Source organism: Caenispirillum salinarum, assembly GCF_044803115.1.
GTDB lineage: Bacteria > Pseudomonadota > Alphaproteobacteria > Rhodospirillales > Rhodospirillaceae > Caenispirillum > Caenispirillum salinarum_A.
This window is the reverse complement of record NZ_CP085224.1, coordinates 3,106,042-3,118,278: the sequence shown is the minus strand read 5'-3', so window position 1 is coordinate 3,118,278 and position 12,237 is coordinate 3,106,042. Positions and strand designations below refer to the sequence as shown.

11 protein-coding genes are annotated in these 12,237 nt (G+C 68.7%); 7 read left to right on the top strand and 4 right to left on the bottom strand.

The genetic code is table 11. The features are described 5' to 3' along the window. Nucleotides 1-43: 43 nt before the first annotated feature. The gene (locus LG334_RS14300) at nucleotides 44-601 is read right to left on the bottom strand and encodes a YqhA family protein (protein WP_404379048.1); all 558 of its coding nucleotides are present in this window, start codon (nucleotides 599-601) and stop codon (nucleotides 44-46) included. 148 nt (nucleotides 602-749) lie between these two features. Then, nucleotides 750-1,175, bottom strand: a complete 426-nt coding sequence (locus LG334_RS14295; protein ID WP_404379046.1) for an OsmC family protein — start codon at nucleotides 1,173-1,175, stop codon at nucleotides 750-752. A 146-nt stretch (nucleotides 1,176-1,321) separates the two neighbouring features. Between LG334_RS14295 and LG334_RS14290 the strand changes: the two genes are divergently transcribed. Then, nucleotides 1,322-1,894, top strand: coding sequence for a peroxidase-related enzyme (locus LG334_RS14290; protein ID WP_404379045.1), 573 nt, complete (start codon nucleotides 1,322-1,324; stop codon nucleotides 1,892-1,894). 255 nt (nucleotides 1,895-2,149) lie between these two features. Next, nucleotides 2,150-3,928 (top strand): signal peptide peptidase SppA, encoded by a 1,779-nt coding sequence (gene sppA, locus LG334_RS14285; RefSeq protein WP_404379043.1) that lies wholly within the window; start codon nucleotides 2,150-2,152, stop codon nucleotides 3,926-3,928. 108 nt (nucleotides 3,929-4,036) lie between these two features. Here sppA and LG334_RS14280 read toward each other — a convergent pair whose 3' ends face one another. Both LG334_RS14280 and phnN read right to left on the bottom strand, forming a co-directional pair. Further along, nucleotides 4,037-6,271, bottom strand: coding sequence for a PAS domain-containing sensor histidine kinase (locus LG334_RS14280; RefSeq protein WP_404379041.1), 2,235 nt, complete (start codon nucleotides 6,269-6,271; stop codon nucleotides 4,037-4,039). A 148-nt stretch (nucleotides 6,272-6,419) separates the two neighbouring features. Then, entirely contained in the window at nucleotides 6,420-6,983 is a 564-nt protein-coding gene (phnN, locus tag LG334_RS14275; RefSeq protein ID WP_404379039.1) for a phosphonate metabolism protein/1,5-bisphosphokinase (PRPP-forming) PhnN, read from the bottom strand. Nucleotides 6,984-7,162: 179 nt separating this feature from the next. Between phnN and phnC the strand changes: the two genes are divergently transcribed. The 5 genes from phnC (at nucleotide 7,163) to LG334_RS14250 (ending at nucleotide 12,155) form a co-directional block, all read left to right on the top strand. Next, the gene (gene phnC / locus LG334_RS14270; RefSeq protein ID WP_404379037.1) at nucleotides 7,163-8,020 is read left to right on the top strand and encodes a phosphonate ABC transporter ATP-binding protein; all 858 of its coding nucleotides are present in this window, start codon (nucleotides 7,163-7,165) and stop codon (nucleotides 8,018-8,020) included. 66 nt (nucleotides 8,021-8,086) lie between these two features. Beyond that, entirely contained in the window at nucleotides 8,087-9,100 is a 1,014-nt protein-coding gene (gene phnD / locus LG334_RS14265; protein WP_404379036.1) for a phosphonate ABC transporter substrate-binding protein, read from the top strand. A 97-nt stretch (nucleotides 9,101-9,197) separates the two neighbouring features. Continuing rightward, nucleotides 9,198-10,016 carry a phosphonate ABC transporter, permease protein PhnE gene (gene phnE, locus LG334_RS14260; RefSeq protein WP_404379034.1) on the top strand — a complete coding sequence of 273 codons (819 nt, stop codon included), beginning with the start codon at nucleotides 9,198-9,200 and terminating at the stop codon, nucleotides 10,014-10,016. Between the two features lie 12 nt (nucleotides 10,017-10,028). Further along, nucleotides 10,029-10,658: a chloramphenicol acetyltransferase gene (locus LG334_RS14255; RefSeq protein WP_404379033.1), complete on the top strand. Its 630-nt coding sequence runs from the start codon at nucleotides 10,029-10,031 to the stop codon at nucleotides 10,656-10,658. Between the two features lie 114 nt (nucleotides 10,659-10,772). After that, on the top strand, nucleotides 10,773-12,155 hold the full coding sequence (locus LG334_RS14250; protein ID WP_404379032.1) for a class II 3-deoxy-7-phosphoheptulonate synthase: 1,383 nt from the start codon (nucleotides 10,773-10,775) through the stop codon (nucleotides 12,153-12,155). The last annotated feature ends 82 nt before the right edge of the window (nucleotides 12,156-12,237 follow it).

The following is a 12,237-nucleotide window of genomic DNA, read 5'->3' as shown; positions in this document are numbered from 1 at the left end:
CCTTGCCGGACGACAAGTGTACGATTTCGAGCGTCGTCCGGTATTAGTCGCCTTTCAGGTCCGTGTCGGCGTCGCCGGTCTGCCTGGGCGCGCCGTGGTGCGGCAGGATGCGGTGAATGACCGCCAGCACCACGGCCGTCAGGATGAACAGCGTCTGGAAGACGGCCAGCTGCACGATCATCCCCGGCTCCAGCGGCTTGTTGTCCAGGTAGGCGTGCAGCATGTGGATGGTGGAGATCAGGACGATCGTGGTCGCGATGCGAAACTTCAGCGGCCCGGCGGCTTCATCGAAGCGGAACGTCTTGTGCTCCGGGTCCGACGGGTATCCGACGCCCATGATGAACAACTGATACCCGCTGAGCGCCACCATGACGATCAGGTTGGCGATCAGGACCATGTCGATGAGGTCCAGTGTCAGCAGAATGGTATCCAGCCGCGTCAGGTTCCGGAAATTCAGCACGGCCTCGAAGATGGCGATGGCGAACTGAAGCCCCAGGATCGTCAACGCCACCAACAGCCCCACGAGCAACGGCAACTGCAACCACCGGCTCGCGAACAACGCGCGCTCGATGAGCTGGATGTGTTTTTGTTTTCCTTGCACTAGCCGGCGCTCCTGAACGACTCCGCCAGGGATCGTGTGGGGCGGTCGGCGTGGTGTCAAGGATGGGGGACGGACACAAGAAAGGCCTGAGCGCGATAGGCCCAGGCCCGACTCGTTCAACGCGGCCCTTGGGCCGGGTGCGTCCTGCTCAGCCTTCCAGCTGCGCGTCCATGGTGATCTCGGCGTTCAGCAGTTTGGAGACGGGACACCCGGCCTTCGCCTTGCCCGCCGCGTCCTGGAAGCCGGCGTCATCGCAGCCCGGCACCTTGGCCGAAGTGGTCAGGTGAACCTTGGTGATGGCGAAGCCGCCGTCCTGCTGTTCCAGGGTCACCGTCGCCTCCGTCTGGATGCGCTCCGGCGCGGTGCCGGCCTCGCCCAGAATCTTCGACAGCGCCATGGAGAAGCAGCCGGCGTGGGCGGCGGCGATGAGTTCCTCGGGGTTGGTGCCCTCGGCGCCCTCGAAGCGGGTCTTGAAGGTGTAGGCGGCACTGCGCAGCGCGGCGCTACGGGTGTTCATCTCGCCCTTGCCGTCCTTGAGGCCTCCGGTCCAAACGGCGGTCGCCTTGTTCTGCATGGTAAGGACTCTCCAGTCTTATGGATGGTTCGATGCCCCGGGAAACGCTGGCATCAGCCGCCGCGTTGCCCCGGCTTGCCATCCGCCCCCGCATCCCCCACTCTTCCTCCCGCCAATCAAGAAACCCCAAGGGAGGACCCATCGCCATGCCGCAGCCGGACCACATCATCCGCCTCGACCTGCCGGAGAAGCCGGAGATCGGGGAGGACATGGAGAAGTATTTCCAGGTCTGTGACGAGAAGATCGGCTTCGTGCCCAACGTCCTGCGCGCCTATGGCATGAAGCCGAACAAGCTGCGGGCGTTCTCCAAGCTCTACAACGAGGTCATGCTCGCCGAGAGCGGGCTGTCCAAGCTGGAGCGGGAGATGATCGCCGTCGTCGTCTCCTGCGCCAACCACTGCTATTACTGCCTGGTCGCCCACGGGCAGGCCGTCCGCGCGTTGTCGGGTGATCCTCAGCTTGGGGAGATGCTGGCGATGAACTACCGCGTCGCCGACCTCTCGCCCCGCCAGCGCGCCATGTGCGACGCGGCGTGGACGCTCACCAAGGCCCCCATGGACTTCGCGGAGGCCGACCGTCAGTCCTTGCGCGACGTCGGGTTCTCCGACGAGGACATTTTCGACATCGTGGATACGGTGGGTTTCTACAACTACACCAACCGCGTCGCCCACGCGACCGAGATGATGCCCAATCCTCAGTATCACTCCCTGAACAGGTAACAAAAAACTGAGGGGTTCGGGGAGTTGTGCTCCCCGAGCCGGGGGATCGGGGGACGGCAGTCCCCCGTGCGGCTGATATGCGCCCGCCGCTTCGCGCCGGCTGCGTTTCAAGCGCCACGCAGGCTCACGCGCCTGACCGGCGCGGCGTCGAAGTCTCGACCCTATGGCTCCGCTCCCCGTAACACCACCGCCGCTTGACCCCGTCACCCCCTCCTTCTACCGTTCTCCCGCAATCGGTTACGGCGGGAGTCCCACATGCGCGCCCTTGGCAAGTTCCTGCTCGGCACCCTGGCGGTGATCGGGTTTTTGTTTCTCGGCCTGATCGGGCTGGCGTGGTGGGGGATTTCCAGCCTGGACGTCGAGGAGATGATGGCCGGCGGCGCGGAGCGTCCCGACCAGATGGTCCTCACCGTCGACCTGCGGCGCGAGTTTCCCGAGGGCGAGGCCGAAGGGCCCTTCGCCCTGCTGCCCGACAGCACACCGCCGTCTCTCTCGGCTACCGTCCGTGCGATCGACGCCGCGGCGGCGGACCCCGACGTGCGGGGCCTGCTGGCGGAGATCGGCGGCACCCAGGCGGGCATGGCCCAGGCGCAGGCGATCCGCGCGGCGGTCAAGCGCTTCCGGGCCTCGGGCAAGCCGGCCCTCGTGTTCGCCGAGACGCTGAACGAGGGCAACGACAGCCTCGACACCTACATCGCCACTGCCTTTGACGAGGTCTGGCTGCAGCCCTCGGGCGGGGTGGGGCCGCTGGGGTTCGCAGCCGAGGTGCCCTTCCTGCGCAACCTGCTGGAGGAGGTGGGCGTCCGCCCGCAGTTCGACGCGCGCGAGGACTACAAGAGCGCCTTCGACAGCCTCACCCGCGACAGCATGGACCAGTTTCAGCGCGAAGACCTGCAGGACCTGCTGGGCGGCTTCTGGAGCCAGTTCGTGACGGACGTTGCCGCCGACCGCAACCTGTCGCCCGAGACCGTGCGGCAGGTGGCGCAGCAGAGCCCGCTGCTGGCGCCCGAAGCCCTGGACAGCGGCCTCGTGGACCGGTTGGCCTACCGTGACGAGGTGGAGGCAGAGGTCTCCACCCGCGCCGGCACGCAGGAGACCCTGCCGCTGGAGGACTATGCCGGCACGGTGCTGGAGGAGGCGCCGGAGGCGGCGCCGCGTGTCGCGCTCATCCAGGCCAGCGGGCCGATCATGCGCGGCGAGGCGGAAAAAGGGCCCCTGGGCGGCAGCGCGGGGATTTATTCCGACACCCTCTCGCGTGCCATCGAGGCGGCGGTGGATGACGGCGGCGTGCGCGCTATCGTCCTGCGCATCGACAGCCCCGGCGGCTCCTATGTGGCGTCGGATACCGTGTGGCGCACCATCCGCCGGGCGCGGGACCGGGGGATGCCGGTGATCATCTCCATGGGCAACACGGCGGCATCGGGCGGCTACTTCATTGCCATGGCCGGCGACCACATCGTGGCCGAGCCTGGAACGGTCACGGGCTCCATCGGCGTGGTTTCGGGCAAGTTCGTGCTGTCGGACCTGTGGCGCCAGTTGAAGGTCAACTGGGATGACGTCAGCGTCGGCGGGCCGCGCCTCATGTACAGCCCCAACCAGGACTTCACGCAGGCGCAGTGGGCCGAGTTCCAGAAAAACCTGGACTGGATCTACAACGACTTCGTCTCGAAGGTTGCCGAGGCGCGCGGCATGACAAAGCAGCAGGTGCGCGCGCTGGCCGGCGGGCGCATCTGGACGGGTGCCGCGGCGGCCGAGCAGGGGCTGGTGGACAGCCTGGGCGGGCTGGATGAAGCGGTGGCCGAGGCCAAGCGCCGGGCCGGCATCGCCACCGATACGGCCGTGGCGCTGGAGCCCTTCCCCAAGCCAGCCACGGGGCTCGAGCGCCTGCTGGAGGCGCTGGACTCCACGCCGCTCGCCGGGTCCGAGGCCAAGGCCCTGGCGGCGCTCGCCCGCGTGGCGGCAGTGCTAGAGCCGCTCACCCGGCGCATCGAGGCCGTGGAGCAGGGGCCCCTGCGCGCGCCGGGAGTGGAGTAGGGGGGGAGGGCCCGGATCGCCGCACGCAGCGCCCGGCCTCGTGCTTCCGGCCGGCAAGCGCCACGCGACGCTCCGGCTCGGGCCGGTGGCGGCCGGAAGAAGATAACGTCAGGCGCGCAGGGCGGTCTCGTCAGCGCCGGCTTCGGCGGCCGGCTCCGGAACCGCGTGGGGCTGCAGGACGCGGGCCGGCGGGAAGGTGATGGTGGCGCGCGTGCCCAGGCCGGGGGCGCTGTCGATCTCCAGCGTGCCGCCATGCAGGTCGATCAAGGCTTGCACCAGCGGCAGGCCCAGTCCGGTGCCGTCGTAGGGGCGGCCGAGTCCGCCGTGGACCTGCTGGAAGGGCGTCAGGGCACGGCGGATGTCATCCGGTTTCATGCCGATGCCCGTGTCCTCGACAGTGACCGTCACCACGCCGTCGCTCTGGCGTCCGGCGTGGACGGTGACCGTGCCCGCGGCGGCGGTGAAGCGGCGTCCGTTGGAGACCAGCTTGACAAGCATCTGCTCCACCCGCCGCCGGTCGGCGAGCAGGGCGGGCAGGCGCGGCGGCAGGTCGAGTTCGATCCTCGGCGCCGATACACCGAGGGGCGGCTCCGTCAGTGCCACGGCACGGTCGATGCAGCGCGCCAGGTCCACGCGCTCCTCCGCCAGTTCCAGACGCCCGGCGTCGATCTGGGCCATGTCCAGGATGTCGTTGATGACGGCCAGCAGGTGCGCCCCGGCGCGCTGGATGTTGGCGGCGTATTCGGCGTCGCGGCTGCGTGCCGCTTCGGCCGATGCGGTGCCCGCCGCCAAGTCCATTTCGATCAGCTGGGAGAAACCGAGGATGGCGTTCAGCGGCGTGCGCAACTCGTGGCTCATGTTGGCCAGGAAGTCGCTCTTGGCGGCGTTCGCGGCTTCGGCGGCTGCCTTGGCCCGGGCCAGCGCCTCGGTGCGTTCGGTTACCTCGCGCGCCAGTTCGTCGCGGTGGGCGGCCAGGCGCAGGCGGGCATCCTCCAGCTCCGCCTCGGCGGCCTTGCGGTCCGTGATGTCGACGATCCATGCCAGAACCGCCGGTTCCCCCTCGAAGGTGACCATGGCGGCATGCTCCAGCGCCCAGCCGACGCGGCCCCGGTAGCGGTAGCGCATTTCCAGGCCGGCGGCGATGCCGTCACGCGCCAGCCGGTCGAGCAGTGCCCGGCGGTCCTCGGGGTCGGCGAACAGGGTGGTGACATCAAGCCTCTCCGGCCGCTCCTCGGGTCCCACCCCGAACAGGCTGCGGAAGGCCGCATTGGCGTAGACGAGGTCGCCGCCGGGGCGGGTGACGCAGACGCCGGCGGGGCTTCCGTCGAGGATCTGGCGCAAGCGGCGCTCATTGCCGCGCGCCTCGGCGGTGCGGAAGGCGACCCGCGTCTCCAGGTCCTGGTTGGCGCCTTCCAGGGCCTTGACGGCGGCGCGGCGCTCCCCCATGAGGGCGGCGAAGGGCAGGGCGGTGACGGCGCAGGCCGCCAGCATCACCGCCAGCGGCGCCAGGTCGGCAGGGGTTTCGACCGCGCCCCAGGCCGTTTGTCCTGAAAGAGACAGGACTGCCGCGACGACCGCCACGACCGCAACGCCGACCGCTGCGGCGGGCGCGTTCACGGCGCCAATGGCGATGAGCATGGGAAGGACGAGAAAGGGAAGAACCTCGGCCAGTTCCGCGTGGCCCGGCTCGCCGCGGAACAGAAGCAGGGTCACACCCGCCACCGCCAGCCATAGCGCGCCCCTGCAGGCTGCCGCCCGCCCGCCGGGCCAGCCGCCGCGGGTGGCCAGCAGGACCGGCGGCAGAAGCACGGCGGACACCACGGCCACGGGCACCGACCAGCCGATCAGCGCCGCCTCGAAGGCTTCGTGCGCGCGGGACGCACCGGTGACGATGATGTCGGCCAGGCTGGCCAGGGTCGCCGTCCAGATGGTGAACGTGCCCACCGTCAGGGCCAGAAGCACGCCGGCGCCGCGCGCGGTGAGCGCCAGGTCCGTCAGGCGGTCACTCACGGCGTAACGGGTGTAGACGGCGCTCCAGCCGGCTGCGAACAGCACCCCGGCGGCCAGTGCGGCCGCCAGCGCCGGCGCCTCGGGCCGCGCGGCCAGCCCGGCGGCCAGTGCGCCCGCTGCCGATCCGGCCACGGCGCGCCAGCCGCCGACCAGCACCGCCGCCAGAACGATGGCGGCCGCCGGCGCCATCACCAGCGGCGAAGCGGTGGCCGCGGGTGCCGTTTGCACCACGGGCAGGCTCGCCACCACCCGCGCCACCAGGACGCACGCGGCGGCAATGCCCGCATTGACAAGCGCAAGCCTTACGAGGTTGGCCCCATGCCCTTGTTCCATCTCTGCCTCCCGTCCGGTTCCCCGGCGTTGGGACATCCGCTTTTATGTGATTACTGGACAGGGTAGGCGCCGAAAGACCCTTTGAAAACTCGGGAAAAGGACATAGGAGGGAGGTCTAGCCCCGCCCCGGCCGGAGGTCGAGCCAAGCCTATGCCGGCTGGCGGAGGGGTGCGCGGAGAACCGTCAGCAGGGCCTCGACCGCCTGGTCGACGGTGCCGGAGTTGTCGATCACCACGGCCGCCGGGTCGTCCACCCGAAAGGCGGCGGCGCGGGCGAGCCGGGCCTCGATCTGTTCCGGCGTCTCGCGGCCGCGCGCGCTCAGGCGGCGGCGCAGTTCATCGGGGACGACGGTCAGCACCACCGGGACAAGGCGGGGATACAGCGCCCGCGCGCTGGGCAGCCAGGCCCGCGAGCCGTTGACCACCACCGTCATGCCGGCCTCAAGCCACAGGTCGATCTCGCGCCCGATGCCGTAGCGCAGCCCGTGGCTGTCCCAGGCCATGGCGAACAGGCCACGGCCCAGACGTTCGGCATACTCGGCCTCGGTCAGGGCCACATGCGATTCGCCGCCGGCGTCGGCCGGTCGCGTGATGTAGCGATGGGCGAAGGCGACCGGCAGCATGCCGTCCACGGCCGCCCGGGCGCGGCTGATGAGCGTGTCCTTGCCCGCCCCGGACGGGCCGACGACATAGATGAGGCGTGCGTCTGTCATGGCCGGAAGTTAAATCACGCAAGTAAAGTCTGGACAAGATAGACGTCATTGGCTAGATGTCTAAATTGCAAAGTGGCGGTATTGCCCCTTTCATTTAAGTTTCATCGTCCGGTCGCGAAAGAGTCGCGGATCGGCGAGTATATCTTCCGGCCAGAGCCCACCAGCCGGAGGAAGGCGCTGTGCCCGACACCGCCATTGCCATTTCCCAACTGTCCAAGTCGTTCCAGAGAGGCAGCCGCGCCCTGTCCGAGGTGTCGCTGAGCGTGGAGCGCGGCGAGATGGTCGCGCTGATCGGCGCCTCCGGCTCGGGCAAGTCCACCCTGCTGCGCCACGTCTCGGGCCTGGCCATCGGCGACCGCAACGGCGGCGCGGCCAGCGTCGAAATCCTGGGCCGTGCCATCCAGAGCCATGGCCGCCTGAGCCGAGAGGCCCGGTCCATCCGCGCCGACGTCGGCATGGTGTTCCAGCAGTTCAACCTGGTGGGACGCCTGAGCGTGCTGACCAACGTCCTGCTGGGCACGTTGGGCCGCATTCCGTCCTGGCGCGGCACGCTGGGCCTGTTCACGGCCGCCGAGAAGCGCACCGCCATGGAGGCGCTGGACCGGGTGGGCATGGCCCGCTTCGCCGGCCAGCGCGCGTCCACGCTGTCGGGCGGCCAGCAGCAGCGCGTCGCCATCGCGCGCACGCTGGTGCAGAAGGCCACCGTCGTCATCGCCGACGAGCCCATCGCCAGCCTCGATCCGGCCTCGGCCAACAAGGTCATGGAGACCCTGGCCGCCATCAACCGCGAAGACGGCATCACCGTGGTCGTCTCGCTGCACCAGGTGAACTACGCCGCGAAGTATTGCCCGCGCACGGTTGCCATGCGCGCCGGGCAGGTGGTCCACGACGGGCCCTCCACGGCGCTCACCCCCGCCTTCCTGACAGAGCTTTACGGCGCCGACAGTGAAGAACTGATCGTCGACGCCCGTCCCGAGCGCGACCTCGAGACCGGGCCGCGCGGCGCCATGCCCGAGCCGGCCTTCGCCGCCGGCTGAGGCCACGACCCCGCCAGACCCTTTCCGATTTCTCACCACCCACCCAGGTACGGGAGCCCCATCGCAATGCATTTCCGCAGCCTCGTCGCCGTCGCCGCCGCCGCGACCGTCAGCCTTTCCGCCCTGACGGCCCAGGCCGCCGACAAGCCGGAAGAGCTGAACTTCGGCATCATCTCCACCGAGTCCACTCAGAACCTCAAGACCATCTGGCAGCCGTTCCTGGCCGACATGGAAGAGCAGACCGGCATGGAGGTGAAGCCCTTCTTCGCCACCGACTACGCCGGCATCATCGAGGCCATGCGCTTCGGCAAGGTGGACATCGCCTGGTACGGCAACAAGTCGGCCATGGAAGCGGTGGACCGCGCCAACGGCTCCATCTTCGCGCAGACCGTCGACGTCGAAGGCAACCCCGGTTACTGGTCGCTGCTGGTCACCCACAAGGACAGCCCGCTCGAGTCCCTGGAAGACGTGCTCAAGTGCAACGGCAGCCTGAACTTCGGCTATGGCGATCCCAACTCCACGTCCGGCTTCCTGGTGCCGTCCTACTACGTCTTCGCCCAGAACGGCGCCGACCCGAAGGACTGCTTCAAGACGGTGCGCAACGCCAACCACGAGACGAACCTGGTGGCTGCGGCGAACAAGCAGGTGGACGTCTCCACCAACAACACCGAGAACCTGCGCCGCATGCAGAAGACGCACCCCGACATGGCCAAGGACGTCAAGGTGATCTGGAAGTCGCCGCTGATCCCGTCCGACCCCATCGTCTGGCGCAACGACCTGGCCGAGCCCGCCAAGGCCGAGGTGATGAAGTTCTTCATGACCTACGGCCGCATCGGCGACCAGGCCGAGGTGGATGAGGAACTGAAGGTCCTGTCCGACCTGGGCTGGGCGCCGTTCCAGCCGTCGTCCAACGCGCAGCTGATCCCCATTCGCCAGCTGGAGCTTTTCAAGAACCGCGCCAAGATCGCGGGCAACGAGAACCTCAGCGAGCAGGAGAAGAAGGACCAGATCGCCGAGATCGACGCCCAGCTGGAAGAGCTGAAGGAACTGGCCGCGAAGCAGCCGAAGTCCGCGTCCTAAGCCTCTGACCCAGCGCGCGGCGCCGTCCGGTGCGGGCGGCGCCGCGCTCTTTCCCGATCCTGATCCGATCTGCCCGATCCGCCGGAGTCTATCCGCCATGACCGCCGCCAACGCCGCCGCGTCCGCGCGAACCCACCGCCTCGAGCCGCCCAGGCGCGATCTCAGGCAGTCGATGCTCTACTACCTCGGCTGGGCCGGTCTGCTGGCCGCGCTGGTGCTGTCGTGGGAAGGGGCCGACATGCGCCCCGCCGCGCTGGTGGAATACTGGCCCAACATGGTGCGCTTCGCCGAAGGGTTCATTCCGCCCGACTTCACCAACTGGCGCGACTATGTGTCGGAGATGGTGGTGACGGTGCAGATCGCCGTTTGGGGCACGGCGCTGGCGGTGGCGCTGTCCATCCCCTTCGGCATCCTGTGTTCGGAGAACATGGCGCCCTGGTACATCACGCAGCCCATGCGCCGCCTGATGGACGCCTTCCGCGCCATCAACGAGATGGTCTTCGCCATGCTGTTCGTCGTGGCGGTCGGCCTCGGGCCCTTCGCCGGCGTGCTGGCGCTGTTCATCCACACCACCGGCATCCTCGCCAAGCTGTTCTCCGAAGCCGTCGAGGCGGTCGACCCTCGTCCGGTGGAGGGCATCCGCGCCACCGGCGCCGGCTGGCTGCACGAGGTGATTTTCGGCGTCATCCCGCAGGTGATCCCGCTGTGGATCAGCTATTCCCTCTACCGCTTCGAGAGCAACGTGCGATCCGCCACCGTGCTGGGCATCGTGGGCGCCGGCGGCATCGGTCAGGTGCTGTGGGAGTACATCCGCGGCTTCTACTATGCCGAAACGGCGGCGGTGATGATCATCATCATCCTCAGCGTCTCGATCCTCGACATCCTGTCGCAGCGCCTGCGCAAGCTGTTCATCTAGGCCTTCCGCACCATGATCGACAGCGAGACCCTGCCCACGACGCTCGGCGTCGAGCCCTTCCTGCATCCCAGCGCGGAGGTGCGCGACAGCACCTTCGGCCGCTATTGCGAGGTCGGCGCCCGCACCCGCGTGTCCGAAAGCACGTTCGGCGACTACAGCTATATCGGCGAGGACGGCGACGTCATCTACACCACCGTCGGCAAGTTCGTGAACATCGCCGCCGCCGTGCGCCTCAACCCCGGCCAGCATCCCATGGACCGGCCGTGCCAGCACCATTTCCAGTACCGCAGCGCCATGTACGGCATGGGCGAGGACGACGCCTCGTTCTTCGAGTGGCGGCGCTCCCGCAAGCTGGTGATCGGCCATGACGTCTGGATCGGCCATGGCGCGACGCTCATGGGGGCGTTGCGCATCGGCACCGGGGCCATCATCGGCGCCGGGGCGGTGGTCACCAAGGATGTCCCCGACTACGCCGTCGTCGGAGGCGTTCCCGCCAAGCCCATCCGCGAGCGCTTTCCGCCCGAAACCCAGGCGGCGCTCAAGCGCATCGCCTGGTGGGACTGGGACCACGAGGCGCTGACCCGGGCGCTGCCGGACTTCCGCACGCTGGGCGTGGACGGCTTCATCCGGAAGTACGGTTGATCCCCGACAGGCCGTGTTGGAAGGTCCCCCGACGTTGCAATTGAGTCCCGCGCGTCGTATACCGTGGACTTTCCATGAACACCTTCACGTGGTCTGAGTAAGGGAATTACCGAGATGGCTGGGACCTGGACACCGGATAGCTGGCGGAGCAAGCCCATTCAGCAGGTTCCCGTCTATCCGGACGCGGACATGCTGGCCGCCACCGAGAAGACCCTGCGCGCGATGCCGCCGCTGGTCTTCGCCGGCGAGGCGCGCAACCTGCGCCGCCACCTGGCCGAGGTCTGCGAGGGCCGGGCCTTCCTGCTGCAGGGCGGCGACTGCGCCGAGAGCTTCGCCGACTTCACCGCCGACGGCATCCGCGACACCTTCCGCGTGCTGCTTCAGATGGCCGTGGTGCTGACCTTCGGCGCGTCGTGCCCGGTGGTGAAGGTGGGCCGCATGGCCGGCCAGTTCGCCAAGCCGCGCTCGGCCCCGACGGAAGCCATCGACGGCGTGGAACTGCCCAGCTACCGCGGCGACATCGTCAACGGTCCGGACTTCACGGAAGCCGCCCGCGTGCCCGATCCGCAGCGGATGGTGCAGGGCTACAACCAGGCCGCCGCCACGCTGAACCTGCTGCGCGCCTTCGCCCAGGGCGGCTACGCCGACCTGCACAAGGTGCACCAGTGGACGCTGGGCTTCCTGGCCGACAGCCCGGAAGCGGCGCGCTACGAGGAACTGGCCAACCGCATCGGCGAAAGCCTCGGCTTCATGGAAGCCTGCGGCCTGACCGCCGACAAGGTGCCGCAGCTGCGCGAGACGGCCTTCTACACCAGCCACGAATGCCTTCTGCTGCCCTATGAACAGGCGCTGACCCGCATCGATTCCACCAGCGGCAAGTGGTACGACTGCTCTGCCCACATGCTGTGGATCGGCGACCGCACCCGCAACCCGGACGAAGCGCATGTGGAGTTCCTGAGCGGTGTCGAGAACCCGCTGGGCGTCAAGGCCGGCCCGTCCATGGACCCGGACGACCTGCTGCGCCTGTGCGACGTGCTCAACCCCAACAACGAGGCCGGGCGCCTGACCGTCATCGTCCGCATGGGCCACGACAAGGTGCAGGAGAAGATGCCGGCCCTGGTGCGCGCCATCAAGAACGAAGGCCGCAAGGTGGTGTGGGCCTGCGACCCCATGCACGGCAACACCATCAAGACCTCCAACGGCTACAAGACCCGTTCCTTCGACAAGATCCTGGAGGAAGTGCGCGGCTTCTACGCCGTCCACCGCATGGAGGGCACCCACGGCGGCGGCGTCCACTTCGAGATGACCGGCCAGGACGTGACCGAGTGCATCGGCGGCGCCCAGGCGATCACCGAGGCCGGCCTTGCCGACCGTTACGACACGCTGTGCGACCCGCGCCTGAACGGGCGTCAGGCGCTGGAACTGGCGTTCCTCATCGCGGAAGCGTTGAAGGAAGAGCGCGCCCAGCAGCAGGCCGCCGCCACAGCGGCCCAATAAGACCCGCGCACGGCCGGCGCGCGCCCCGCCGCAGTGCGGGTGCGAGCGCCGGCCGTCCGCGTTTTCAAGGCGGTAGACCATC

Excerpts from the sequence above, each read along its gene's own strand:
- LG334_RS14290 (WP_404379045.1), top strand. The coding sequence starts at position 1,322 with ATGCCGCAGCCGGACCACATCATCCGCCTCGACCTGCCGGAGAAGCCG.
- phnE (WP_404379034.1), top strand. The coding sequence starts at position 9,198 with ATGACCGCCGCCAACGCCGCCGCGTCCGCGCGAACCCACCGCCTCGAG.
- phnD (WP_404379036.1), top strand. The coding sequence starts at position 8,087 with ATGCATTTCCGCAGCCTCGTCGCCGTCGCCGCCGCCGCGACCGTCAGC.
- LG334_RS14255 (WP_404379033.1), top strand. The coding sequence starts at position 10,029 with ATGATCGACAGCGAGACCCTGCCCACGACGCTCGGCGTCGAGCCCTTC.
- LG334_RS14250 (WP_404379032.1), top strand. The coding sequence starts at position 10,773 with ATGGCTGGGACCTGGACACCGGATAGCTGGCGGAGCAAGCCCATTCAG.
- phnN (WP_404379039.1), bottom strand. The coding sequence starts at position 6,983 with ATGACAGACGCACGCCTCATCTATGTCGTCGGCCCGTCCGGGGCGGGC.
- sppA (WP_404379043.1), top strand. The coding sequence starts at position 2,150 with ATGCGCGCCCTTGGCAAGTTCCTGCTCGGCACCCTGGCGGTGATCGGG.
- LG334_RS14295 (WP_404379046.1), bottom strand. The coding sequence starts at position 1,175 with ATGCAGAACAAGGCGACCGCCGTTTGGACCGGAGGCCTCAAGGACGGC.
- LG334_RS14280 (WP_404379041.1), bottom strand. The coding sequence starts at position 6,271 with ATGGAACAAGGGCATGGGGCCAACCTCGTAAGGCTTGCGCTTGTCAAT.